Raw genomic sequence first — 24,379 nt, 5'->3', positions numbered from 1 at the left:
ACGGGCGGCGACACCCGGTGGTGCCGCCGCCCGTGCGCGTCCGGCGGGGCTGCGAGGATCGGCCCATGCCGAGCTCCGACCTCCCCACCTGGGCAGCCTCACTCGACCTGCGACCCCACCCGGAGGGCGGCTGGTACGCCGAGACCTACCGCAACCCGGCCCCGACAGGGACGACCGCCGGGGTCCGGTCCCTCGCGACCGCGATCCACTTCCTGCTGCTGCCCGGGGAGTCCTCCGCGTGGCACCGGGTCGCCTCGGACGAGCTGTGGTTCCACCACCGCGGTGGAGCTCTCCGGCTCTGGCTCGGCGGCGACGCCGATCGACCCGTCGAGGCGACCGAGCTGCTGCTCGGGCCCGACGTCGAGGCCGGCGAGCGTCCCCAGCTGCTCGTCCCGGCAGGGCACTGGCAGGCGGCCCGCCCGGTCGACGAGGCGGTCCTGGTGAGCTGCGTCGTCGTGCCCGGCTTCGACTTCGAGGACTTCACGCTCGACCGCGACGTGCCCCTGCCGGGCTGAGCACGGGAGCGGTGCGCGTGGAGCCCAGGGGACTCGAACCCCTCACCCCCTGCTTGCAAAGCCCGGACGAGGAGCACTGCCGCCACCAATTGCGCCTGGCGCCCGGCGAGATGGTGGAGCCTAGGGGACTCGAACCCCTAACCCCCTGCTTGCAAAGCAGGTGCGCTACCAATTGCGCCAAGGCCCCGTGCTGGTGGTTTCGAGGCTCGCTGGCGCTCGCTCCTCAACCACCGGAGGAGGGATCGTGCTGGTCAGGCCTTCTCGACCGGGTCGGTGGCCTGCTGCCACAGGTCCTGCTCGTGGCGGCTCGCGTCCATCTTCTTCTTGGCGAGCACGCCGGCGGCGATGCCCGCGGCCAGCAGCAGGAGCTTCTTCATTCCGACCTCCCAGGTGGATCGAGTGGGCCTAAGAGGACTTGAACCTCTGACCTCTTCCTTATCAGGGAAGCGCTCTAACCGTCTGAGCTATAGGCCCGCGTGATCGGCGGGAACCGCACGACCGAGAGGGAAGGCTACCCCATCGCCCGGAGCCGCAACAAAACGGATCCGGCCCGGGTCAGTTGTCCTCGGCGAAGGTCACTTCGATGCCGCCGAGCAGGCCCGCGGCGAGGTTGTAGAGGAACGCGCCGAGCGTGGCGATCGCGGTGATCAGGATGACGTCGGCGACGGCCACGATCATCGTGAAGCCGAGCACCCGGGTCGTGCCGAGGTACTTCTGGATCTCGAACGGCGAGCCGGAGCTGTCACCGATCGAGTCCTGCACGATGGAGTTCACCGAGTCCCACAGGCCCGCGGCGCCGAGCACGCCCCAGACGATGCCGACCGCGACCACCGTGACGATGCCGATCGCGATGGAGAGCATGAACGCGGTCTTCATCACCGACCAGGGCTCGACCTGGACCAGCCGCAGCCGTGCCTTGCGCACGGTGCCGCGGGTGGCGGCGCCGGAGGCCACGGGCCGCACGTGCTCGGGGGGAGCAGCCGGGCGGTCCTTGCGCCCGCGGTCGTCGTCGCGGATCAGGTCCTCGGGCGGCGGCGGGAGGACGACCTCGTCCCTGACCTTGCGATCAGTCATCAGTCCTCCTCGGGTGCAGACGTGGTGCCGTCCTCGATTGTTGCATCCGCGACCTCGTCGACCGAAACCTCGCCGGGCTCCTGCTCGACGACGTCGGCGGTCCCGTCCGCAGGTTCGCCGGCGTCCTCGGTCGCGTCCTCGGCGGCCTCCTCGGCGATCTTCTCCACGCTGCGCGCCACCACGGCGACGCTGTCGCCGTTCTTCGGGGTCACGAACTTCACGCCCATCGTCGAACGCCCGGTGGCCCGGAAGTCCGCGTTGATCGGCGAGCGGACCACCTGGCCGACCGAGGTGATCGAGAGGATCTCGTCACCCTCCTCGACGATGAACGCGCCGACCAGGTTGCCGCGCTCCTCGTTGGCCAGCGACATCGCCTTGATCCCGATGCCACCACGCGACTGCTTGCGGTACTCCGAGATCCGCGTGCGCTTGGCGAACCCGCCGTCGGTGATCGTGAAGACGTACTGGATCTTCGCGTCCGCGCCGTCCTCGTCCGCCTCCTCCTGCGCCACCTGCTCCGCGCGGATCACCGACATCGACAGCAGCGAGTCGCCGTCGCGGAACTTCATGCCCTGCACACCGGAGGTGGCCCGGCCCATCGGCCGCAGCTGGGAGTCGTCGGCGGTGAAGCGGATCGACTGGCCCTTGCGCGACACCAGCAGGATGTCGTCGTCGCTGTTGACCAGCTCGGCGCCGATCAGCTCGTCGTCCTCCTCGCGGAAGTTGATCGCGATCACGCCGGCCTGGCGCGGGCTGTTGTAGTCGGCCAGCCGGGTCTTCTTCACCAGGCCGTTGCGGGTCGCGAGCACCAGGTACGGCGCCTGCTCGTAGTCGCGGATCGCCAGCACCTGCGCGATGTTCTCGTCGGGCTGGAAGGACAGCAGCCCGGCGACGTGCCCACCCTTGGCGTCACGACCCGCCTCGGGCAGGTTGTAGGCCTTGGTGCGGTACACCCGCCCGGCGGTCGTGAAGAACAGCAGCCAGTGGTGGTTGGTCGTCGCGATGAAGTGCTCGACGACGTCGTCACCGCGCAGGGTGGCGCCCCGCACGCCCTTGCCGCCGCGCTTCTGGGTGCGGTACTGGTCGGCGCGCGTGCGCTTCGCGTAGCCGCCGCGCGTGATCGAGACGACCAGCTCCTCGTCGGGGATCAGGTCCTCCATCGAGAGGTCGCCGTCGGCCGCGATGATCTGGGTACGCCGCTCGTTGCCGTACTTGTCGACGATCTCGGCCAGCTCGTCGCCGATGATCTGCCGCTGCCGCTCCGGCCGGGCGAGGATGTCCTCGTAGTCGGCGATCTCGAGCTCGATCTCGGCCAACCGGTCGATGATCTTCTGCCGCTCGAGGGCGGCCAGCCGGCGCAGCTGCATGTCGAGGATCGCGTTCGCCTGGATCTCGTCGATCTCGAGCAGCTCGATCAGGCCCTGACGGGCGTCGTCGACCTCGGGCGAGCGCCGGATCAGCGCGATCACCTCGTCGAGCATGTCGAGCGCCTTGACCAGGCCACGGAAGACGTGGGCCTGGCGCTCGGCCTCGCCCAGGAGGTAGCGGGTGCGCCGCTGGATCACGTCGACCTGATGGGCGACCCAGTTGGTGATGAACTGGTCGATGGTCAGCGTGCGGGGCACGCCGTCGACGAGCGCGAGCATGTTCGCGCTGAAGTTGGTCTGCAGCTCGGTGTGCTTGAGCAGGTTGTTGAGCACGACCCGCGCGACCGCGTCGCGCTTGAGCACGACGACGAGCCGCTGGCCGGTGCGCCCCGAGGAGTCGTCGCGCACGTCGGCGATGCCCTGCACGCGACCGGAGTCGGCGAGCTCGGCGATCTTCAGCGCGAGGTTGTCGGGGTTGACCATGTAGGGCAGCTCGGTGATCGACAGGCAGGTGCGCCCGCGGGCATCCTCGTCGATCTCGATGACGGCCCGCTGGGTGACCGAGCCGCGGCCGGTGCGGTAGGCCTGCTCGATCCCCTGGTGGCCGACGATCAGGGCGCCGTTGGGGAAGTCGGGGCCCTTGATCCGCTCGACGAGCGCGTCCTGGAGCTCCTCGCGCGTGGCGTCCGGGTGCTCCAGCGCCCACTTCGCGCCGTCGGCGACCTCGCGCAGGTTGTGCGGCGGGATGTTGGTGGCCATGCCGACCGCGATGCCGGCCGAGCCGTTGACCAGCAGGTTCGGGTAGCGCGACGGAAGGACCGTCGGCTCCTGGGACCGGCCGTCGTAGTTCGGCTGGAAGTCGACGGTCTCCTTCTCGATGTCGCGGACCATCTCCAGCGCGAGCGGTGCCATCCGGCACTCGGTGTACCGCATCGCCGCGGCCGCGTCGTTGCCCGGCGAGCCGAAGTTGCCCTGTCCCTGGATCAGCGGCGCCCGCATCACCCACGGCTGCGCGAGCCGGACCAGGGTGTCGTAGATCGCGCTGTCGCCGTGCGGGTGGTACTGACCCATCACGTCACCGACGACGCGGGAGCACTTGGAGAACCCGCGGTCGGGACGGTAGCCGCCGTCGTACATCGCGTAGAGCACCCGGCGGTGCACCGGCTTGAGCCCGTCGCGTACGTCGGGCAGCGCCCGGCCGACGATGACCGCCATCGCGTAGTCGATGTAGGCGCGCTGCATCGAGGTCTGCAGCTCGATCGGCTCGATCCGGCCGCCGGGTCCGGGACCCTCGGGTCCGCCGGTCTGGTCGGTGGGAGTCTCAGTCATTCACATTTCCTGTCGGGTTCGACGGGTGGTTTCGAGGCTCGCAAGCTCGCACCTCGACCACCGGGAATCAGATGTCGAGGAAGCGGACGTCTTTGGCGTTGCGCTGGATGAAGGAGCGGCGCTGCTCGACGTCCTCACCCATGAGCGTCGAGAAGATCTCGTCGGCCTGCGCCGCGTCGTCGAGGGTCACCTGGAGCATCAGCCGCTGCTCGGGGTTCATCGTGGTCTCCCACAGCTCCTCGGCGTTCATCTCACCGAGACCCTTGTAGCGCTGGACCGGGTTCTCCTTGGGCAGCTTCTTGCCCGACTCCAGACCGTCGCGCATGAGCAGGTCCCGCTCGGCGTCGGAGTACACGAACTCGTGCTCGTGCGGCTTGTTCCAGCGCAGCCGGTACAGCGGCGGCTGGGCCATGTAGACGAAGCCGTTCTCGATCAACGGCTTCATGAACCGGAACAGCAGCGTCAGCAGCAGCGTGTTGATGTGGTGGCCGTCGACGTCGGCGTCGGCCATCAGCACGATCTTGTGGTAGCGCAGCTTGTCGAGATCGAACTCTTCGTGGATGCCGGTGCCGAGCGCGGAGATGATCGCCTGCACCTCGGCGTTGGCGAGCACCTTGTCGATCCGCGCCTTCTCGACGTTGAGGATCTTGCCGCGGATCGGCAGGATCGCCTGGATCCGCGGATCGCGGCCCTGCCGGGCGGACCCGCCCGCGGAGTCCCCCTCGACGATGAAGACCTCGCACTCCTCGGGGTTCGTCGACTGGCAGTCGCTGAGCTTGCCGGGCAGGCCGCCGCCACCCAGCAACCCCTTGCGGCTGCGGGCCAGGTCGCGGGCCTTGCGCGCGGCCATCCGGGCCGAGGCCGCGGCCTGGGCCTTGCGGATGATGTCCTTGCCCTCGGCGGGGTTCTGCTCCAGCCACGCACCGAGCTGGTCGTTGACGACGCGCTGGACGAAGCCCTTCGCCTCGGTGTTGCCGAGCTTGGTCTTGGTCTGGCCCTCGAACTGCGGCTCGCCCAGCTTGATCGAGATGATCGCGGTGAGGCCCTCGCGGATGTCGTCACCGGAGACCCGGTCCTCACGCTTCTTGATCAGGCCCCACTCCTCGCCCCAGTTGTTGACCAGGGAGGTCAGGGCGGCGCGGAAACCCTCTTCGTGGGTGCCGCCCTCGTGGGTGTTGATCGTGTTGGCGAAGGTGTGCACCGACTCGGTGTAGGAGGTGTTCCACTGCATCGCGAGCTCGAGGCTCATGTGGTTCTCGACGGCGTCGGGAGTCTCGGCCTCGAAGCTGATCACCGTCGGGTTGGCCTTGTCCTTGCGCCGGTTGAGGTACTCCACGTAGTCGACCAGGCCCCGGTCGAACTTGAACCGGCGCTCGAAGACGCCGTCGGCGCCCCGGTTCTCGTCCGGCTTCTCGGCCTCGCCGGCGTCCTCCTGCAGGGCGTCCTGCATCACCTCGGAGATCTCCTCGGCGACCGGTCGCTCGTCACGCACGACGATCTCGAGGCCCTTGTTCAGGAAGGCCATCTCGCGGATCCGCTGCACGATCGTCTCGAGGTTGTACTCGGTGGTCTCGAAGATGTCCTCCGAGGCCCAGTAGGTGATCGTGGTGCCGGTGCGCTCGCCGGGCTCCATCTCGCGGACGTCCTCGAGCTCGCCGTCGGGGACGCCGACGCTGAAGCTCTGCCGCCACAGGTGGCCGCGGTTCTTCACCTCGACGATCACCCGGCTCGACAGCGCGTTGACCACCGAGATGCCCACGCCGTGCAGGCCGCCGGACACCTTGTAGCCACCGCCGCCGAACTTGCCGCCGGCGTGCAGCAGGGTGAGCGCCATCGTCACCGCGGGGATGCCCTCGGTCGGGTGGATGTCGGTCGGGATGCCACGACCGTTGTCCTCGACCTTGATCGAGCCGTCGGCCTGCAGCGTGAGCACGATGCGGTCGCAGTAGCCGGCGAGGGCTTCGTCGACCGAGTTGTCGACGACCTCCCAGATCAGGTGGTGCAGGCCGCGCTCGCCGGTCGAGCCGATGTACATGCCGGGCCGCTTGCGGACCGCCTCGAGGCCCTCGAGGACCTGGATGGCGCTGGCGTCGTACTTGCCTTCTTCGACGGTCGAACCGTTGCTGGTTTCGTCGGCCACGTACGGCTTCCTCTTCACTTGATCAGGACCCGGGAAATGACACAGAAAGAGTCGCCGCTCGCGGTGTCTCCACAGCTCGGACGACCAGTCGTCAGTCTACCCGTCAGAGCCCGCAAATCACGGGTACCACCCGGGAACCGGGGGGATCTCGCCGGAAATTCGGCGTTCAGAGGCTCCAGAACGCCCCGTCAGCCCGGTTTCGGGGGTGCGGATGAGTCCCTGTACGTCGACCGGGCGCTCCGGACCTCACCGTCGCGGCGCGTGCGCCCGGTGGTGCGTGCTCAGCCGTAGGTGTCGCGCGGCCCGCGGCCCTTGACCCGGAACCGCCCGGAGGTCCACCGGGGGGTGTGCGGCCCGACCACGTCGATCACCTCGACCGTGCCGTCCCCGAGGTCCTGGTTGAGCCGGTGGATCAGGTTGCCGGCCAGCAGCTTCATCTGGGTCGCCCAGGCGGTCGAGTCCGTGCGCACGAGCAGGCGCCCGTCGGCGTAGGACTCCGGGGTGACGTGCGCGGCCACCTCGTCGCCGACCACCGAGGCCCACCGGGTGAACACGCCGTGCACCCGCAGCTCGGTCTCCCAGCCCTGGGCGTCGACGAGCCGCCCGAGGGTCGAGCCGAGGGTCTGCGGGTCGCGGTCGTCAGGATGGGCCGAGGACGAGACCGGGTCGGCGCGGCGGGTGTTACGGAGCCGCTTGCGCAGCGGACCGGTGCGACCGGCCAGCCCGCGGGCGATGCTGCGGGCGAGGTCGAGGCCTCGCTCGTCGTGCTCGAGCGCGGGATCGGCAGGCGGCTCGTCCTGACCCGGGTCGCCGGCCTCGTCCCCGGGCCGGTCAGTCATCGGCCACGACCTGGCCGTCGGCGACGGTGAACCGGCGCCCGCGCAGCTGCGGCGGCACGTCCTCGGGGACCGCCGCGGTGATCAGCACCTGCTCGGCGTCCGCGACGAGGTCGGCCAGCTGGGCCCGTCGGCCCGAGTCGAGCTCGGCGAACACGTCGTCGAGGATCAGGACGGGGTCGTCCCCGCCGGCGCGCAGCAGGTCGTAGGACGCGAGCCGCAGCGCGAGCGCGAACGACCAGCACTCGCCGTGGCTGGCGTAGCCCTTCACCGGCAGCTCGCCGAGGGTGAGCACCAGCTCGTCGCGGTGCGGCCCGACCAGGCTCAGCCCGCGATCGAGCTCGTCGCGCCTGCGCTCCTCGATCGCCCGGAGCAGCTGGGCCTCGAGGGTGAGGGGTTCGTCGGCATCGTCGGGGTCGACCTCGAACGACGGCCGGTAGGAGATCACCGCGTCGTCGCGGGACGCGCCCCGGGCCACGGCCTCGTATGCCTTGCCGACCAGGGGAGTGAGGTCCTCGACGAGCTGGCGACGACGGCGCATGATCTCGGCACCGAGCTCGGCGAGCCGCTGGTCCCACACCGCGAGCGTGGAGAGGGCCGACTCGGCGCTCGCTCCTCCGCGCCGGGCGACACCGGCGGTCTTCAGCAGCGAGTTGCGCTGCTTGAGCACCCGTTCGTAGTCGGCCCGCGTGCCGGCGTACCGGGGGGAGACCTGCACGAGCAGGTCGTCGGAGAACTTGCGTCGTTCGGCCGGGTCGCCCTTCACCAGGGCGAGGTCCTCGGGGGAGAACACGACCGTGCGCACCAGGCCGAGCAGCTCGCGGGCCTTCGGCAACGGCGACCGGTTGATCCGGGCGCGGTTCGACCGGCCGGGGTTGATCTCGATCTCGAGCACCGCGCGCCGCTCGTCCCGCACGACCGCCGCCCGGACGACTGCCTGGTCGGCGCCCTTGCGCACCAGCGGCGCGTCGGCGGAGACCCGGTGCGAGCCCAGCCGCGACAGGTAGTCGATCGCCTCGACGAGGTTGGTCTTGCCCTGCCCGTTGCGACCCACGAACGACGTGACGCCCGGCCCGATCTCGACCTCGACGGAGGGGTAGGAGCGGAAGTCGTGCAGCGACAGGTGGGCGACGTACAAGGACCTCGGGCCTAGCTCTCCGCCGGCTTGGGCTTGCCGCTCGCGCCGGACGCCTCGGCCTCGGGCGCCTGCTCGGGCTCCTTGTGCTTGCCTTCGACGTCGCCCCCGGCCGGGGCGGACGTGTGCAGGGCGTGACCGCCGAACTGGTTGCGCATGGCAGCGACCGCCTGCATGGCGGGGCTGTCGTCCTGGCGCGACACGAACCGGGCGTACAACGCCGCGGTGATCGCCGGGGTGGCGACCGCGTGCTCGATGCCGGCCTCGACGGTCCACCGGCCCTCGCCGGAGTCGTCGGCGTAGCCGCGGATGCCTTCGAGGCCCGGCTTGTCGTCGAGCGCGGCGACCAGCAGGTCGAGCAGCCAGGAGCGGATCACGGTGCCCTCGCGCCAGGACCGGAACACCTCGGTGACGTTCTCGACCATGTCGACCTTCTCGAGCAGCTCCCAGCCCTCGGCGTACGCCTGCATCAGTGCGTACTCGATGCCGTTGTGCACCATCTTCGAGAAGTGTCCGGCGCCGACCGACCCGGCGTGCACCCAGCCGAACTCGCCCTCGGGCTTGAGCGCGTCGAAGATCGGCTGGGCGAGCGCAACGTGCTCCTCGGCGCCACCGCTCATCAGGGCGTAGCCGTTCTCCAGGCCCCAGACGCCGCCGGAGACGCCGCAGTCGACGAACCCGATGCCCTTTTTCGAGAGCTGCTCGTGGTGGCGCAGGTCCTCGGTCCAGCGAGAGTTGCCGCCGTCGATGACCAGGTCGCCCTCGCTCAGGAGATCGCCGAGTGCGGTGATCGTCTCGTGCGTCGGGTCGCCGGCCGGAACCATCACCCACACGACCCTCGGACTCGTCAGCTTGGCGACCATGTCCTCCAACGAGGAGACGTCGGCGACGTCGGGGTTGCGGTCGTAGCCGATCACCTCGTGACCCGCGTTGCGGATCCGGGTGCGCATGTTGCCACCCATCTTCCCGAGCCCGACGAGTCCGATCTCCATGCGCAACCTTTCGCCAGTGGTGGTCAGGAAAGCAGGCGGCGCGGCATCAGCAGGTAGCGGAAGTCGGCGTCTGCTTCCCCGTCGAGGGAGTCCACACCCGAGAGTACGACGGGCTTCGAAGCCGTGGTGAAGGCCAGCTCGACGAACGGAGACTCGAGCGCCGTCAGTCCGTCGAGCAGGAACTGCGGGTTGAAACCCGTGGTCAGGTCGTCGCCGGTAACGCTCGCCTCGATCGACTCGCTGGCCATCGCCTCCTCGCCGGACCCGGCGTCGAGGGTGAGCACCGCGTCGGCGAACGACATCTGCACCGCCGTGTTGCGCTCGGCGACCAGGGACACGCGCTTCACCGCGTCGATGAGCACCGCTCGGTCGACGCGCGCCACGGTGAGGTGCTCGTTGGGGAACAGGGAGCGCACCTTCGGGAACTCGCCGTCCAGGAGTCGTGTCGTCGTACGCCGGATGCCGCCGCCGGCGGATCCCTCGAAGCCGATGATGCCCTCACCGGTGCCCGAGGACGACAGCGCGATCGAGATCTCCGAGCCGCCGGTCAGCGACTTGGCGGTGTCGGCGAGGACCTTGGCGGGCACGAGTGCGGCGGCGGACAGGTCGGGGACGGCGGGGTCCCACTCGAGCTCGCGCTGGGCGAGCCGGAACCGGTCCGTCGCGAGCATCGAGATCGTCGAGCCGTCCATCTCGAGGCGCACGCCGGTGAGCACCGGAAGCATGTCGTCGCGACCGGCGGCGGTGACCGCCTGGCCGACCGCATGGGCGAACAGCTCGCTCTTGACCTTGCCCCGCGACTCCGGCATGGACGGCAGGGTCGGATAGTCCTCGACCGGCATGGTCTGGAGGCTGAAGCGTGCCGAACCACACGTCAGCGTGACCTTCGCACCGTCCACCGCCATCTCGACCGGCTTGTTGGGCAGGCTGCGGCAGATGTCGGCGAGCAGCCGGCCCGAGACCAGGGCACGCCCCTCGGCCGAGACGTCGGCGTTGAGGGTCGCGCGCGCCGAGGTCTCGTAGTCGAAGGTGGACAGCTGCAGGCCGTCGGCGCCGTCGATGGACCCGGCCTCGATGAGGAGCCCGGCGAGCACCGGGGCACTGGGGCGCAGGGGAAGGGCGCGGGCCGTCCAGGCGACGGCATCGGCCAGGACGTCACGCTCGACGCGGAACTTCACGGGTGTTGCCTCCTGCTGGTGCGGTCGGATGTCCGGCCTGGTTCGGTGCGGAGTGAGTCGCGGGCCCTCGGAGGTGAGGGAAGAGCATCCTGCCACGCGAACACGGGCGGTGGCACCGAGACGGCGGTTGTCCCCAGCCGGGGGGAGGAGCGGTGGTGATGCGGCGAAGGATCCAATTGAAGATGTCGTCGTAGTAGTAGGGGCGGTGGATGCTGTGGAGAACTCATGAAAGCGCAGGTCACCGACGGTTTCTCCGTCCCCACGCCCTGTGGATCAGTGGTGCGTGAGCAGGTGCCGGGTGTGGTTCGACGCCGGTGATGTGCTTCGTGATGGCAATTCGTCCACAAGTACTCCCCGTGTGATTCCACGACATCGGGGCCGACGAGTCACAGGTTTTCAGGCCTGCTTGGCCTGCTGCTTGATCCTCATCGTGAGCTCGTTGACGGTCTTGTAGACGGTCTGGCGCTCGGCCAGGTCCTTGCGGATCCGCCGCTCGGCGTTCATCACGGTGGTGTGGTCGCGGCCGCCGAACTGCTGACCGATCTTCGGCAGCGAGAGGTCGGTCAGCTCGCGACAGAGGTACATCGCGATCTGTCGGGCGGTCACCAGGGCGCGGGTCCGGCTCGGGCCGCAGAGGTCCTCGATGCTGAAGGAGTGGTACGACGCGGTCTGGGCGATGATCAGGCCGGCGGTCACCTGCGGCTCGCCACCCTCCGGGATCAGGTCCTTGAGCACGATCTCCGCCAGGGTCAGGTCGACCTCCTGGTGGTTGATGCTGGCGAACGCGGTCACCCGGATGAGCGCACCCTCGAGCTCGCGGATGTTGGTCTGGATCCGGCTGGCGATGAACTCGAGCACGTCGGCCGGGGCGTGGAGCCGGTCGGCGGCCGCCTTCTTGCGCAGGATCGCGATCCGGGTCTCGAGGTCGGGCGGCTGCACGTCGGTGAGCAGGCCCCACTCGAACCGGTTGCGCAAGCGGTCCTCGAGCTGGGTCAGGCGCTTGGGCGGACGGTCGGAGCTGATCACGATCTGCTTGTTCGCGTTGTGCAGCGTGTTGAAGGTGTGGAAGAACTCCTCCTGCGTCTGCTGCTTGCCCTCGAGGAACTGGATGTCGTCGATGAGCAGGACGTCGACGTCGCGGTACCGGCGCTGGAGGGCGGCGGTGTTGGCGTCCTTGATCGCGTTGATCACGTCGTTGGTGAACGCCTCGGAGGAGACGTAGCGGATCTTCGCCCCGGTGTACAGGCTGCGCACGTAGTGCCCGATCGCGTGCAGCAGGTGGGTCTTGCCCAGCCCGGAGTCGCCGTAGACGAGGAGCGGGTTGTAGGCCTTGCCCGGTGCCTCGGCCACGGCGACCGCGGCCGCGTGGGCGAACCGGTTGGACGAGCCGATGACGAAGGTCTCGAAGGTGTAGCGGGGGTTCAGCGGGCTGTCCGGGATGCCGGTCGTCAGCGACGCCGCTCCCATCTGGATGTTTGTCGACAAATCGCTTTGTTGACGAGTCTCCATCGGGGCCTGCTGGTGGGGCTGGGTGACGAAGCCCGACATCCCGTGCCCGGCCATGCCCGGCCCTGTGGAGTCCGAGCGCGTCATCGCCTGGTCGGGGGCGGACGGCACGCCGGCCTCCGGTGAGCCCTCGGGCGGGGCCAGGGTCTCGTCGACGCTGACCGCGATCCGGATCGGCCGGTTGAGGCTGTCGCTGAGGGCGTCCTCGAGCCGCGTGCGGAGGCGACCCTCGAGCTGGGTGCGGGTGAACTCGTTGGGAACAGCGATCACCGCGGTCGACTCGGCGAGCATCACCGGCTTGCTCGAGGCCAGCCAGACCCGCTGGTTGGGAGCCAGGCTGTCCAGGATGGCGGGCCACAGGACATCGAGTTCTCGGCCGTTCGCTGCAGGTGGCTCCACGCGCGTCTCGCGCTCCCCTCGTTCGGACGCCGCCGCGGTCTGGCCCGCGTTTCACGTCGGTTGTCGACTTGTGCCGATCCACACCTTTGTCCACAGGGTGTGCAAGGCGCAAATGCTGGGGGAGTGAGCGCTCGTGAGACCCGAGTTCGGGGTGTGTCCGGTGCGGGGACGCTAACAACCGCAGCCCGGTCGAGCAACCGGTTCTCCACAGGTTTGATCGTTCACTCGGCGTGTCGCCGAGAATCGCTCGACGAGGGGTGCGAAGATCGTCGGTTCGATGCCCGCGCGACGTCCGGCGTGCTGTCCGACGCGTCGGCACGAGGTGGAGTCGGAGCAGGCCGGGCGGGTGACGCACGCCCGCCGAATTGACCCTGTGAGCGCCGGCCGCGTACCGTTCGTAGGTCGAAACCGGTTCGACCGGTGCCGCATGTCCACGACCGAGCTGCCTGCCGCCGCCTTGCGGCGGTCGAGGGGGTTCGCCGCGCGGGCAGGCGGTGCCAGTTGTTCTGCTGACTGGCGACGTCCTGCGTCGTGCGAGCCGGTGCGTGGACTGATCCCAACAACTCGTCGGAGATGAGCTCGTGAGCAAGCGTACGTACCAGCCGAACAACCGTCGTCGCCACAAGGTGCACGGTTTCCGCCTGCGGATGCGCACCCGCGCGGGTCGCGCGATCCTGTCCGCCCGTCGCCGCAAGGGCCGCAGCAGCCTCGCAGTCTGAGGCCTGGCCACGGGGTGCTGTCCGCGAGCCATCGCCTGAGCGCCGCCGGCGAGTTCCGGCAGGCGGTGCGGCAGGGCCGGCGTGCGGGAGGGCCCCTCGTGGTCGTGCACCTGGCGACCGGATATGTCGACAAAGCGACAAGTAGACCTGGTGACCCTGAGGCTCCCCGGGTGGGCTTCGTCGTGTCGAAGGCCGTGGGTCCGGCCGTGACCCGCAACCAGGTCAAGCGACGCCTGCGCCACCTCATGCGGGAGCGGGTGGGGCGCCTCGAGGACGGCGCGCTGCTGGTGGTGCGCGCGCAGCCGGCTGCGGCCGGAGCGTCGTACCGGGATCTTGCGGCAGAGCTCGATCGTTGTCTGGACCGAGTGGTCGGGTCATGAAGGCGGGCATCTGGTGAAGTACGTGCTCATCGGCCTGCTGAAGGCGTACCGGTTCGCGATCAGCCCGCTCTACGGGCAGGTCTGCCGCTACCACCCGTCGTGCTCGGCGTACGCCCTGGAGGCGGTCACGGTGCACGGCAGCATCAAGGGCAGCTGGCTGGCCGTCCGCCGACTCGGCCGGTGCCACCCGTGGGCCCGCGGTGGCTACGACCCGGTCCCGCCCAAGCGCGTCCCGATCGACACCTCCCAGCAGCCGCTGGGTCATGTGAACACGACTCAAGGAGTCTGAGTGGGTTTCCTCGGCGATATCGGCAGCTTCATCATGACGCCGCTGTACTACCTGGTGTCCGTCGTCCTGGTGGGGTGGCACAAGGTCTTCGGCGCGGTCTTCGGCGCGGAGTCTGGCATCTCGTGGGTGCTGTCGATCATCGGCCTGACCCTGGTCATCCGCGCGGCCCTGATCCCGCTGTTCGTCAAGCAGATCAAGTCGAGCCGGAACATGCAGCTGCTGCAGCCGAAGGTCAAGGAGCTGCAGAAGAAGTACGGCCACGACCGTGAGCGTCTGACCCAGGAGACGATGGCGCTCTACCGGGAGACCGGCACGAACCCGTTCTCCTCCTGCCTCCCCCTGATCGTGCAGATGCCGATCTTTCTCGCGCTGTTCCGTCTGCTCAGCAAGGCGGCGGGCGGCCACGGCCACGGCGTGCTGACCGACCACGACGCCAACCTCTTCGCGCACGCTCCGATCTTCGGGGGCACGATCTCCTCCAGCTTCACCAAGTCCTCCGGCGAGGTGTCGGTGCAGATCGTCGCGATCTGCCTGGTGATCGCGATGACCGCGACCACCTTCCTCACCCAGCGCCAGCTGATGAGCAAGAACATGCCCGCCGACGCGCTCAGCGGCCCGTACGCCCAGCAGCAGAAGATGCTGCTCTACGTGCTGCCGCTCGTGTTCGCCGTCGGCGGCATCGCCTTCCCGATCGGTGTCCTCCTGTACTGGACCACGTCGAACCTCTGGACCATGGGTCAGCAGTTCTACGTGATCCGCAACAACCCCGCGCCGAACACCGAGGCGTTCCGGGCCAAGGAGCGTCGTGACGCCGAGAAGGCGCGGCGGCACGGACACACCCCCGAGGCCGGCACGCCCGCCACCGAGACCCAGGACCCGTCCTCCGAGACGCCGAAACCGGCGCCCGGCGCAGCCAAGCGCCAGCAGCCGAAGAAGCAGTCGCGGAGCCAGCGCAGGACCGCCAAGCCGAAGCCGAAGCCCACGACCGAGCAGGGAGAGACTCCGTGACCGACAGCCCGGTGACCGAGAACCAGATCGACGACGCAGACCTGAACCAGGACGAGGAGACCCCCGAGGAGACCCCCGAGGCGGCGGACACCGACGTCGACGCCGACGCGGACACCGACACGGACGCCGACTCCGATGTCGACTCCGGGGCGGAGGAGGACGGCGCCGACGGCGGCTCGGCCCGCGGGAGCCGGGCCAAGCGGCTCGAGCAGGAGGGCGAGATCGCGGCGGACTACCTCGAGGAGCTCCTCGAGATCGCCGACCTCGACGGCGACCTGGACATGGACGTCGAGGGGGACCGCGCGACCGTCTCGATCGTGGGTGCCGACCTGCCCCAGCTCGTCGGGGAGAACGGTGAGGTGCTCGAGGCTCTCCAGGAGCTCACCCGGCTCGCGGTGTACCGGGAGACGGGTGAGCGGTCGCGGTTGATGCTCGACGTCTCGGGGCACCGGGCGACGCGCCGGGCGGCCCTGGAGGAGCAGGCCGCGGCGGTCGTGACCCAGGTGAAGGAGTCGGGCCAGCCGGTGTCGATGACGCCGATGTCGCCCTTCGAGCGCAAGGTCGTCCACGACGCCGTGGCCGCAGCCGGCCTGCAGTCGGAGTCCGAGGGCGTCGAGCCCCGCCGGTACGTCGTCGTGCTCCCCGCCTGACGCGGTGTCGACCCTCGGGGCGCCGACCGCCCTCCTGAGCGGGCGATGTTTCACGTGAAACACGACAGTCCGACGCAGACACCCCCCGCGCCCGAGCTGGCCCGGGGGGTGTTTTCCGATGCCCTACCGGTGGCCGAGCGGTTCGCGGCCCTGTTGGCCACGGAGGCCACGCTGCGCGGCCTGATCGGTCCGCGCGAAGTTCCGCGGCTGTGGGAGCGCCACCTGGTGAACTGCGCGCTGGTGACCGATCTCGTCCCGGAGAGCGCGTCGGTGTGCGACATCGGCTCCGGGGCCGGCCTCCCCGGGATCGTGATGGCGATCCGGCGGCCCGACCTGTCGGTCACGCTGGTCGAGCCGTTGCTGCGGCGGACCACCTTCCTGGACGAGGCCGTCGCGCGCCTGGGTCTGGGCAACGTCGAGGTGGTGCGCGCCCGGGCGGAGGCCGTGCACGGGACGAGGACGTTCGACGTCGTCACCTCGCGGGCCGTCGCCCCGATGGTTCGCCTCAGTGAGTGGTCGTTGCCGCTGGTGCGGACTGGCGGGCTGTTCCTGGCCATGAAAGGCTCCTCGGTACAGGCCGAGCTCGACGCGGCGATGTCCGCGATCAGGTCCGGGGGTGCCCGGCTGGACGAGGTCGTCGTTCTCGGGGACGACCTGATCGAGCCCCCCGTGCGGGTTGTCCGCGTCGTGAAGGAGTGAGTGTCGTGGCGGGTCACGAGTCGCTCGGCTGGCCGGACGGCCACCGCCTCCCAGAGTTATCCACCGGCCTGGGATGGCCGCCTGAGCGTGTGTATCCACAGATCACCTCTAGTTATCCACAGACCCATTCCCTGGTTTCACGTGAAACATCGTTCGAGGAGGCCCGCGTGCCCGAGCCCGAGATCGTGTCCCGAGAAGGGGCGGAGACGCCTCCGCCCGTGGTCGGAGCCTTCGGCACCGGCGAGCCGGCGCGGGTGCGGACGGCCGCCGAGCTCGAGGCCGACCTGCGGGACTTCGACGACCAGAGCACGCCCCTCGCTCGGGCGATCGAGGCCGAGCTGCGCGTGCGCCAGCGCCTCAGCTACAACGACCCGCTGCCCCGGCCGGCGCGCACCCGGGTGATGGTGGTGGCGAACCAGAAGGGCGGGGTCGGCAAGACCACGACGACCGTGAACCTGGCCGCCGCACTGGCCATGCACGGCCTGCGCGTCCTGGTCGTCGACCTCGACCCGCAGGGCAACGCCTCGACCGCGCTCGGGGTCGAGCACCACCGCGGCGTCGCCTCCTCCTACGACGTGCTCGTCGACGGGGCCACGATCGAGGAGGTGGTCCAGCAGCACCCGGACATCGAGAGCCTGTACGTCGTGCCGGCCACCATCGACCTGGCCGGCGCCGAGATCGAGCTGGTCAGCGTCGTCGCCCGGGAGAGCCGGCTGCGCAAGGCACTCGCGGCGTACAACCGAATCGGTGACGGTGAGGAGAACCGGCTCGACTACGTCTTCATCGACTGCCCGCCCTCGCTCGGTTTGCTCACCCTGAACGCGCTCGTCGCGGGGGTCGAGATGCTGATCCCGATCCAGGCGGAGTACTACGCCCTCGAGGGTCTCGGCCAGCTGGTGGAGACGATCGAGATGGTCAAGGCCCACCTGAACCACGAGCTGACGATCAGCACGATCCTGGTGACGATGTACGACGCGCGCACGAACCTGGCAGCCGGGGTCGCCGAGGAGGTGCGCTCGCACTTCCGCGACCAGGTCCTGCACACCACGATCCCGCGGTCGGTGCGGGTTTCCGAGGCCCCGAGCTACGGGCAGACCGTGATGACGTACGATCCGGGATCGCCAGGAGCGCTGAGCTACCTGGAGGCGGCACGGGAACTGGCAGTCAGGGGCACATGGGCATGACGGAGCGGCGACCCGAGAAGAGGCGGGGGCTCGGCCGGGGACTCGGCTCGCTGATCCCGACGCACGACGCCGACGCGGAGGACGGAAGCGCCGCACGCGCCGCCGCGGCGGTGGACTCCAACCTCGGCCTGGCCGCGGTCGACGGGGCCTACTTCGCCGAGCTGCCGGTCACGTCGATCGGACCCAACCCTCGCCAGCCGCGCCAGGTGTTCGACGAGGACGCCATGGCCGAGCTCGTGCACTCGGTCAAGGAGATCGGGCTGCTCCAGCCGGTCGTGGTCCGGCGTACCGAGGCGGCCGGTGGTGAGGACCGCTACGAGCTGATCATGGGGGAGCGGCGCTGGCGCGCTGTCACCGAGGCCGGCCTCGACACCATCCCGGCGATCGTGCGGGAGACCGGCGACGACGTCATGCTGCGCGACGCGCTGCTGGAGAACCTGCACCGGTCCCAGCTCAACCCCCTCGAGGAGGCTGCTGCCTACCAGCAGCTGCTCGACGACTTCGGCTGCACCCACGAGGAGCTGTCCACCCGGATCGGCCGCAGCCGCCCGCAGATCAGCAACACGCTCCGCCTGCTCAAGCTGTCCCCCGAGGTGCAGCGCCGGGTCGCGGCCGGGGTGCTCTCCGCCGGGCACGCGCGGGCCCTGCTCGGGGTGGCCGACCCGCAGGCGCAGGACCGGCTCGCCGCGCGGGTGGTGGCCGAGGGGATCTCCGTGCGCGGTCTGGAGGAGATCGTGGCGGTCGGCGTCGACAGCAGTGACGACGGCGAACCGGTGCGGTTCCGTGCCCGCAAGCCGACGGCGCCCGGGCTGGCCGACCTCAACGAGCGGCTCTCCGACCGGCTCGACACCCGCGTGAAGGTCACGCTCGGCAAGGCCAAGGGCAAGATCGCGATCGAGTTCGCCTCGCTCGCCGACCTGGAGCGGATCGTCGGGATCATCGATCCGCGCGACTCGCGTCCCGCACAGTCCTAGCGAGAAAGCACCAAGTCTCTTTGTCGATTTGTCGACAAAATGACAGGACGATAGAGCGCTTCCGGGCGCGCGCCGGGACAGAGGACGGCCGGACCTAGCGGCCGGACTTCTTCTTCCGCTGGGCGGCCTTGCGCTCGGCACGCCGGCGACGCTCCTCGGCGTACATCGCGGCCGCCTCGTCCGGCGTCGGCGCGGACCCGCCGTACCGGGCCGGAAGCCACCAGGATCCGGGCGGCTGCTCGTCGGCGGGGTAGGAGCGGATCAGCCGGTCGAGCATGCCCTCCATGCGGGCCTGGAGGTCCTTGGTGACCAGGTTCGGGTTGTCCTCCGGCGAGGGGTGCAGTGGTTCGCCCACCTCGATCGCCACGGTCTTGTGCCGGCCGAAGTCGCGCGGCTTGCCCTTGGTGAGGAAGCGCTGGGTGCCCCAGACCACGATCGGGATCAGCGGGACGCCGGCGTCGGCGGCGATCCGGGCGGCCCCGGTCTTCAGAGGCTGCAGCTCGAAGCTGCGCGAGATCGTGCCCTCGGGGAAGATCCCGACCAGCTCACCGGCGTCCAGGTAGCGCCGCGCCTCGTCCATGCCGCCCTGACCGTCGGCCCGGTCCAGGGCGATGTGGTGGAACGAGCGCATCACGGGGCCGCCGACCGGGTGGTCGAAGACCTCCTTCTTCGCGATGAAACGGGTCAGCCGGCCGCGCTGCGCCCCGGGATAGCCGGCGAGCACGTAGTCGACGAACGAGAGGTGGTTGACCGCGACCAGCGCGCCACCCTCGCGAGGGATGTGCTCCGTGCCGGTCATCTGGATCCGCACGTCCCCGACCTTGAACCAGGTCTTCGCCGCGGCGATCACGACGGGGTAGACGATGTCACGCATCGGTGTCCTCACGGTCGATCGGGCCCAGGCGGGCGTGTGCCGCGATGATCCCACGGTCGGCACCCCGGGCGGGTTCCCGGGAGGCGAATATCACCCGGGCACGGCGCGAGCCTCTGCGAGACTGGGACCATGCGACCCATCGTGCAGAGCCGAAAGCTGCAGAACGTGCGGTACGACGTGCGGGGACCGATCCTCACCGAGGCCCAGCGGCTCGAGGCCGAGGGCCACAAGATCCTCAAGCTCAACATCGGCAACCCCGCACCGTTCGGCTTCGAGGCACCCGAGGCGATCGTCGCGGACATGATCCACCACCTGCCCGAGGCCGAGGGCTACTCCGATTCCCGGGGCATCTACGAGGCCCGCACCGCGGTCGCGCAGTACTACCAGAGCCACGGACTCACCGACACGGTCGTCGACGACGTCTTCATCGGCAACGGGGTCTCGGAGATGATCAGCCTGGTCCTCCAGGCCTTCCTCGACGACGGCAACGAGGTCCTCGTGCCGGCTCCGGACTACCCGCTGTGGACCGGCGCGGTCACGCTGTCCGGCGGGACGGCCGTGCACTACCGGTGCGACGAGGAGAACGGCTGGAACCCCGACCTCGAGGACATCGAGTCCAAGATCACCCCGAACACCCAGGCGCTGGTGGTGATCAACCCGAACAACCCGACGGGCGCGGTCTACAGCGAGGACGTCGTCAAGGGCCTGGTCGACATCGCCCGGCGCCACGAACTGGTCCTCTTCAGCGACGAGATCTACGAGAAGATCCTGTTCGACGACGCGGTCCACCACCACACCGCGACGTACGCCGGCGACGACGTGCTGTGCCTGACCTTCAGCGGCCTGTCCAAGGCCTACCGGGTGTGTGGCTACCGCGCCGGCTGGGTGATGATCTCCGGGCCCAAGCACATGGCCACCGACTTCCTCGAGGGCCTCACCCTGCTGGCCAACATGCGGATGTGCTCGAACGTCCCCGGCCAGCACGCGATCCAGACCGCGCTCGGCGGCTACCAGTCGATCAACGAGTACATCCACCCGGGCGGGCGGTTCTACGAGCAGTCCAAGACCGCCTGGCGGCTGCTGAACAAGATCGAGGGTGTCTCCTGCGTCGAGCCGATGGGGGCGCTGTACTGCTTCCCCAAGCTGGACACCGAGATGTTCGGGATCGACGACGACCAGGACTTCGTCCTCGACCTGCTCCGGGCCAAGAAGATCCTGGTCACCCACGGCACCGGCTTCAACTGGTTCGAGCCCGACCACTTCCGGCTGGTGACCCTGCCGGACGTCGACACCCTCACCGAGGCGATCGGGCGGATCGCCGACTTCCTGGCCACGCTGCGCCGCTGAGCCCTGACCGCCCGGACCGTCGCGCGCCTACGATGGGTCCATGGGACGCCACGTCGAACGGCTGACGCTCGACAACCTCGCGCTGCTCCCCGGTCCGTGCCGGACCTGCACGTTCTGGGAGTTCGACCCGGTACGCCGCGAGCAGATCCGCGGGCACGAGGCCGAGGAGAAGGCCGCGTGGCTGTCCACGATGCTGCGCGAGTGGGGCTCGGTGGGCCGCGTCGTGCGGGTCGACGACCAGGTCGTCGGGCACATCACCTGGGCGCCCGCGGTGCACCTGCCCGGGAGCGCCGGGTTCGCCACCGCGCCGGTGAGCCCGGACGCCGTGCTGCTCTCCACCGCATACGTCGCCCCCGAGTTCCGCGGGCAGGGGCTCGGGCGGGTGCTGGTGCAGTCGATGGCCAAGGACCTGATCAAGCACGGCGGCATCGGGGCGGTCGAGGCCTTCGGGGCGGTGCGACCCCGCCCGGAGGAGCCGCACGAGGAGTGCGTCCTCCCGGTCGACTTCCTGCTGGCGGTGGGCTTCCGGACCCATCGCGCGCACGCGACGTACCCGCGGATGCGGATGGACCTGGGCACCACCCTCACCTGGCGCGAGGAGTTCGAGACCGCGCTGGAGCGCCTGCTGGGCGTCGTCGGGGCGAAGCGGCGGGTTCCGCGGCCGAGCGCGCCGACGGTGCCGCGCGCGAGTGGCCCGGTGCGCCGGATCAGTCGGCCGCGCGGATGGCGGAACGAAGCTCACTGAGCCGGAGCACGCCGGTGTGGGCGTCGGTCTCCGGCGTCAGGTAGAACCGCTGCACCGCCACGACCACGGCCTCGGCCAGGACGTCGCGGAACCCGGGGTCGGCGAGCCGGCGGGCGTCGCCGGGGTTGGAGAGGTAGCCGGCGTCGAGCTGGACCGCAGGCATGCGGGTGCGCCGCAGCAGCTCCCAGGCCTTCGCGTGGCAGCGCAGGTCGACCAGGTCGGTGCGGGCGACGATCTCGCGCTGCACCAGGCCGGCGAAGCGCTCGCCCGTCGAGGACCAGGTCTCGCCGTCGCCGGTGCCGAAGAAGTACGTCGCCACGCCGCACGCGTCGGGGTTGGCCGAGGCGTCGACCGCCACCGAGATGCACAGATCGGCGTTCGTGCGGTTGGCGAACGTGGCCCGCTCCAGCTCCTCGGCCTGGCCGCCGCCGCTGGGAGGTGTCGAGCGGTGCCGCCCGCTGCGCGAGGCGGTGAGGTAGGCCTGGACACCGGTCGCGACCAGGCGGCCCTCGATCCGCGCGGCGAGGTCGTGGACGACCTCTTCGGCCTGCTCGACGTACTGCGCCGGCAGCTGGTCGGTGCGGGCCGGGTCGATCACGACGATCTTGCCGCCCAGGTGCGGGCCCGCGGCGCGGATCCGCTCGCGGGCGCGCATGGCGTTCGGCGCGCCGCCGCGGACCATCGGCGCCAGCTGGGCCAGCGCCTTGAGGCTCGCCGGACCGCAGGTGCCGTCCGCGGGGATGCCGAAGTTGCGCTGGAAGTCCCTCAGGGCGGCCTCCGTCTGCGGGCCGAAGTAGCCGTCGACCCGGCCCACCTTGAAGCCGAGCTCGAGCAGCCGCCGCTGGAGCGCGAAGACGTCGTCGCCGGCCATCAGGTTGCCCGGCAGGTGGGTGAGGATCCGGTCACCGAGCGACCACCGCGCCTCGTCGAGCCGGCGGAAGGTCGCCGAGCCCACCACGCCGTCCACGTGGAGCCCACGCTGCTGCTGGAACGCGCGGACCGCGAGCTCGACCCGGTCGTCGAAGGACGACGGCGGATCGCCGTCGAGGAGGCCGAGCCGGGAGAGCAGCCCCACGATCTGGGTCACCGCCGGTCCCGCGTCGCCGCGGCGGAAGGTCGTGCTCGCGGTCGTGTTCAACCGGCCTCCCTGGGGCTTCCTGTCCTCGACGGCCTCCCGGGCGGGCCGTCGCTGTGCCTACTAAAACAGCAGGCGCGCCGGGAGCCAAGACGGGGTCCGAATCGGAGCCCGTGGTCCCCGGCGCGCCGGGAGCGTGCGTCGGCGGCGGTCAGCCGCCCGACCGGCTCAGGAGCCGATGATGTCGTCGAGCTCGCGCAGGAGCGCGGCCTTCGGCTTGGCGCCGACGATCTGCTTGACGACCTCGCCGTTGCGGTAGACGTTCAGCGTCGGGATGCCGGTCACGCGGTACGTCGCGGGGGTGACCGGGTTCTCGTCGACGTTCATCTTCACCAGGCGCAGCTTGTCGCCGTGCTCGGCCGCGATCTCGTCGAGGATCGGCGCGACCTGGCGGCACGGACCGCACCACTCGGCCCAGAAGTCGACGAGTACGGGCGTGTCGGACTTCAGGACCTCGGTCTCGAAGTCGGCGTCGGTGACGGCCTGAAGGTCGGCCATGGGTGCTCCTCGTGGTCACAGTGAGTGGTCGGTGTTACGGGTCATTGAACACGGTCGCCGGGACATTTCTTCCCTGTGCTGGATTGGCTCGCTGCGCTTCGCCGTGCCCGCGGCGCTCTCAGGTCGCGTCTTCCCTCGCTCGCTCCTCCGTCGCATCACTCGTCAGTCCAGACGCGACCGCGCCGTGGGCTCGCTTGGATTGGCTCGCTTCGCTTCGCAGTGCCCGCGGCGCTCTCAGGTCGCGTCTTCCCTCCTCGCTCGCTCCTCCGTCGCATCGCTCGTCAGTCCAGACGCGACCGCGCCGCCGGCTCGCCAGCGGCCCGGAGTCGGGCGGGTCGTCGTGACGGCCGACAGGATGAGGTACGAACTCCCCGCTCGACCGGGACGAACTCCCCACTCAACGGGGTCGGGCGCGCTTACTGGACGAGGGCGGCGGCGGACTTGGCGGTCGCGGTGGCGTGGTCGAGGGCGGCGAGGTAGCGCTCGGCGTCGAGGGCGGCGGCGCAGCCGGAACCCGCGGCGGTGATCGCCTGGCGGTAGGTGTGGTCGACGAGGTCGCCGCAGGCGAACACCCCGGGCAGGTTGGTGCGGGTGCTGCGGTCCTCGACCAGGACGTAGCCCTCGTCGTCGAGGTCGACCTGGCCGGTGAGCAGCTCCGAGCGCGGGTCGTGGCCGATCGCGATGAACAGGCCCGTCGCGGGCAGCTCACGGGTCTCGCCGGTGACGGTGTCGCGCAGGGTGAGCCCGGTCAGCTTGTCGTCACCGTGGATCGCGGCGACCTCGGAGTTCCAGGCGAACTCGATCTTCGGGTCGGCCAGGGCACGGTCCTGCATGATCTTCGAGGCACGCAGCTCGTCGCGGCGGTGGATGATCGTGACCTTCGAGCCGAAGCGGGACAGGAACGTCGCCTCCTCGAGCGCGGAGTCCCCGCCGCCGACCACGGCGATGTGCTGCTCGCGGAAGAAGAACCCGTCGCAGGTCGCGCACCAGCTGACGCCGTGGCCGGAGAGGCGGTCCTCGTCGGGGATGCCGAGCTTGCGGTAGCCCGAGCCCATCGCCAGGATCACCGCACGCGCGGTGAACGTGCCCTCGGCAGTCTTCACGACCTTCACGTCGCCCGACAGGTCGACCTCGGTGACGTCGTCGGTGACCAGCTCGGCCCCGAACCGCTCGGCCTGGGCGCGCATCTCGTCCATCAGGGCCGGGCCCTGGATGCCTTCACGGAAGCCGGGGAAGTTCTCGACCTCGGTGGTGTTCATCAGGGCGCCACCAGCGGTGACGGCGCCCTCGAAGACCAGCGGCGCCAGGCTCGCGCGGGCGGCGTACACCGCGGCGGTGTAGCCGGCCGGGCCGGAGCCGATGATGATCACGTTGCGGGGTTCGGTGCTGGTCATGCGGTGCCTGCT

Annotated in this window: 24 protein-coding genes and 3 tRNA genes; 11 read left to right on the top strand and 16 right to left on the bottom strand. The window is 70.0% G+C overall.

Annotation, left to right across the window (positions count from 1 at the left end):
* The first annotated feature begins 65 nt into the window (after positions 1-65).
* The gene (locus EFL26_RS18450; RefSeq protein WP_123224364.1) at positions 66-515 is read left to right on the top strand and encodes a cupin domain-containing protein; all 450 of its coding nucleotides are present in this window, start codon (positions 66-68) and stop codon (positions 513-515) included.
* An 18-nt stretch (positions 516-533) separates the two neighbouring features.
* Here EFL26_RS18450 and EFL26_RS24335 read toward each other — a convergent pair.
* The 12 genes from EFL26_RS24335 to dnaA form a co-directional block, all read right to left on the bottom strand.
* A tRNA-Ala gene (locus tag EFL26_RS24335) sits at positions 534-615 on the bottom strand.
* Positions 616-626: 11 nt separating this feature from the next.
* Positions 627-702: transfer RNA gene (locus EFL26_RS18445), tRNA-Ala, on the bottom strand.
* A gap of 64 nt (positions 703-766) precedes the next feature.
* On the bottom strand, positions 767-892 hold the full coding sequence (locus EFL26_RS24565; protein WP_221177026.1) for a DLW-39 family protein: 126 nt from the start codon (positions 890-892) through the stop codon (positions 767-769).
* A gap of 23 nt (positions 893-915) precedes the next feature.
* A tRNA-Ile gene (locus tag EFL26_RS18440) sits at positions 916-989 on the bottom strand.
* Between the two features lie 81 nt (positions 990-1,070).
* The gene (locus EFL26_RS18435) at positions 1,071-1,589 is read right to left on the bottom strand and encodes a DUF3566 domain-containing protein (protein WP_123224363.1); all 519 of its coding nucleotides are present in this window, start codon (positions 1,587-1,589) and stop codon (positions 1,071-1,073) included.
* Positions 1,589-4,285, bottom strand: coding sequence for a DNA gyrase subunit A (gene gyrA / locus EFL26_RS18430; RefSeq protein WP_123224362.1), 2,697 nt, complete (start codon positions 4,283-4,285; stop codon positions 1,589-1,591). The genes EFL26_RS18435 and gyrA overlap by 1 nt, the downstream gene beginning before the upstream one ends.
* A gap of 67 nt (positions 4,286-4,352) precedes the next feature.
* A complete protein-coding gene (gyrB, locus tag EFL26_RS18425; protein WP_246000266.1) occupies positions 4,353-6,425 on the bottom strand; it encodes a DNA topoisomerase (ATP-hydrolyzing) subunit B in 2,073 nt (690 codons plus the stop codon).
* A 281-nt stretch (positions 6,426-6,706) separates the two neighbouring features.
* Positions 6,707-7,264 (bottom strand): DciA family protein, encoded by a 558-nt coding sequence (locus EFL26_RS18420; RefSeq protein WP_123224360.1) that lies wholly within the window; start codon positions 7,262-7,264, stop codon positions 6,707-6,709.
* On the bottom strand, positions 7,257-8,399 hold the full coding sequence (recF, locus tag EFL26_RS18415) for a DNA replication/repair protein RecF (protein ID WP_123224359.1): 1,143 nt from the start codon (positions 8,397-8,399) through the stop codon (positions 7,257-7,259). Before recF ends, EFL26_RS18420 begins: the two co-directional genes overlap by 8 nt.
* 11 nt (positions 8,400-8,410) lie before the next feature.
* Positions 8,411-9,388 carry a phosphogluconate dehydrogenase (NAD(+)-dependent, decarboxylating) gene (gene gnd / locus EFL26_RS18410; RefSeq protein ID WP_123224358.1) on the bottom strand — a complete coding sequence of 326 codons (978 nt, stop codon included), beginning with the start codon at positions 9,386-9,388 and terminating at the stop codon, positions 8,411-8,413.
* A 23-nt stretch (positions 9,389-9,411) separates the two neighbouring features.
* A complete protein-coding gene (gene dnaN, locus EFL26_RS18405; RefSeq protein WP_123224357.1) occupies positions 9,412-10,566 on the bottom strand; it encodes a DNA polymerase III subunit beta in 1,155 nt (384 codons plus the stop codon).
* Positions 10,567-10,962: 396 nt separating this feature from the next.
* A complete protein-coding gene (dnaA, locus tag EFL26_RS18400) occupies positions 10,963-12,471 on the bottom strand; it encodes a chromosomal replication initiator protein DnaA (protein ID WP_123224356.1) in 1,509 nt (502 codons plus the stop codon).
* 581 nt (positions 12,472-13,052) lie between these two features.
* On the opposite strand from dnaA, the gene rpmH reads away from it, so the two are divergent.
* The 8 genes from rpmH (at position 13,053) to EFL26_RS18360 (ending at position 18,374) form a co-directional block, all read left to right on the top strand.
* The gene (gene rpmH, locus EFL26_RS18395) at positions 13,053-13,190 is read left to right on the top strand and encodes a 50S ribosomal protein L34 (protein WP_123224355.1); all 138 of its coding nucleotides are present in this window, start codon (positions 13,053-13,055) and stop codon (positions 13,188-13,190) included.
* A 14-nt stretch (positions 13,191-13,204) separates the two neighbouring features.
* Positions 13,205-13,570 carry a ribonuclease P protein component gene (gene rnpA / locus EFL26_RS18390; RefSeq protein WP_123224354.1) on the top strand — a complete coding sequence of 122 codons (366 nt, stop codon included), beginning with the start codon at positions 13,205-13,207 and terminating at the stop codon, positions 13,568-13,570.
* A gap of 13 nt (positions 13,571-13,583) precedes the next feature.
* On the top strand, positions 13,584-13,859 hold the full coding sequence (gene yidD / locus EFL26_RS18385; RefSeq protein ID WP_123224353.1) for a membrane protein insertion efficiency factor YidD: 276 nt from the start codon (positions 13,584-13,586) through the stop codon (positions 13,857-13,859).
* A 33-nt stretch (positions 13,860-13,892) separates the two neighbouring features.
* Positions 13,893-14,867: a membrane protein insertase YidC gene (gene yidC, locus EFL26_RS18380; protein WP_246000289.1), complete on the top strand. Its 975-nt coding sequence runs from the start codon at positions 13,893-13,895 to the stop codon at positions 14,865-14,867.
* Complete coding sequence (locus EFL26_RS18375) at positions 14,864-15,517, top strand: Jag family protein (protein WP_425464117.1); 654 nt, start codon at positions 14,864-14,866, stop codon at positions 15,515-15,517. The genes yidC and EFL26_RS18375 overlap by 4 nt, the downstream gene beginning before the upstream one ends.
* Before the next feature lie 129 nt (positions 15,518-15,646).
* On the top strand, positions 15,647-16,216 hold the full coding sequence (gene rsmG, locus EFL26_RS18370) for a 16S rRNA (guanine(527)-N(7))-methyltransferase RsmG (protein WP_246000265.1): 570 nt from the start codon (positions 15,647-15,649) through the stop codon (positions 16,214-16,216).
* A 167-nt stretch (positions 16,217-16,383) separates the two neighbouring features.
* The gene (locus EFL26_RS18365; RefSeq protein WP_425464116.1) at positions 16,384-17,400 is read left to right on the top strand and encodes a ParA family protein; all 1,017 of its coding nucleotides are present in this window, start codon (positions 16,384-16,386) and stop codon (positions 17,398-17,400) included.
* Positions 17,397-18,374, top strand: a complete 978-nt coding sequence (locus EFL26_RS18360; protein ID WP_123224569.1) for a ParB/RepB/Spo0J family partition protein — start codon at positions 17,397-17,399, stop codon at positions 18,372-18,374. Before EFL26_RS18365 ends, EFL26_RS18360 begins: the two co-directional genes overlap by 4 nt.
* Positions 18,375-18,468: 94 nt before the next feature.
* On the opposite strand, the gene EFL26_RS18355 is transcribed toward EFL26_RS18360, so the two are convergent.
* Positions 18,469-19,248 carry a lysophospholipid acyltransferase family protein gene (locus EFL26_RS18355; RefSeq protein WP_123224350.1) on the bottom strand — a complete coding sequence of 260 codons (780 nt, stop codon included), beginning with the start codon at positions 19,246-19,248 and terminating at the stop codon, positions 18,469-18,471.
* Between the two features lie 129 nt (positions 19,249-19,377).
* On the opposite strand from EFL26_RS18355, the gene EFL26_RS18350 reads away from it, so the two are divergent.
* Entirely contained in the window at positions 19,378-20,595 is a 1,218-nt protein-coding gene (locus EFL26_RS18350) for a pyridoxal phosphate-dependent aminotransferase (protein ID WP_123224349.1), read from the top strand.
* Positions 20,596-20,635: 40 nt separating this feature from the next.
* A complete protein-coding gene (locus tag EFL26_RS18345; protein ID WP_123224348.1) occupies positions 20,636-21,340 on the top strand; it encodes a GNAT family N-acetyltransferase in 705 nt (234 codons plus the stop codon).
* On the opposite strand, the gene EFL26_RS18340 is transcribed toward EFL26_RS18345, so the two are convergent.
* The 3 genes from EFL26_RS18340 to trxB form a co-directional block, all read right to left on the bottom strand.
* Complete coding sequence (locus tag EFL26_RS18340) at positions 21,303-22,478, bottom strand: N-acetylmuramoyl-L-alanine amidase (protein ID WP_123224347.1); 1,176 nt, start codon at positions 22,476-22,478, stop codon at positions 21,303-21,305. The two genes, EFL26_RS18345 and EFL26_RS18340, sit on opposite strands and share 38 nt — an antisense overlap.
* Positions 22,479-22,643: 165 nt before the next feature.
* Positions 22,644-22,973 (bottom strand): thioredoxin, encoded by a 330-nt coding sequence (gene trxA, locus EFL26_RS18335; protein ID WP_123224346.1) that lies wholly within the window; start codon positions 22,971-22,973, stop codon positions 22,644-22,646.
* 416 nt (positions 22,974-23,389) lie between these two features.
* On the bottom strand, positions 23,390-24,367 hold the full coding sequence (trxB, locus tag EFL26_RS18330) for a thioredoxin-disulfide reductase (protein WP_123224345.1): 978 nt from the start codon (positions 24,365-24,367) through the stop codon (positions 23,390-23,392).
* Positions 24,368-24,379: the final 12 nt, after the last annotated feature.

It is taken from the genome of Nocardioides pocheonensis, assembly GCF_003725535.1.
Classification (GTDB): Bacteria; Actinomycetota; Actinomycetes; order Propionibacteriales; family Nocardioidaceae; genus Marmoricola; species Marmoricola pocheonensis.
The sequence above is the reverse complement of the archived record's forward strand: the minus strand, read 5'-3'. Positions and strand labels throughout refer to the sequence as shown.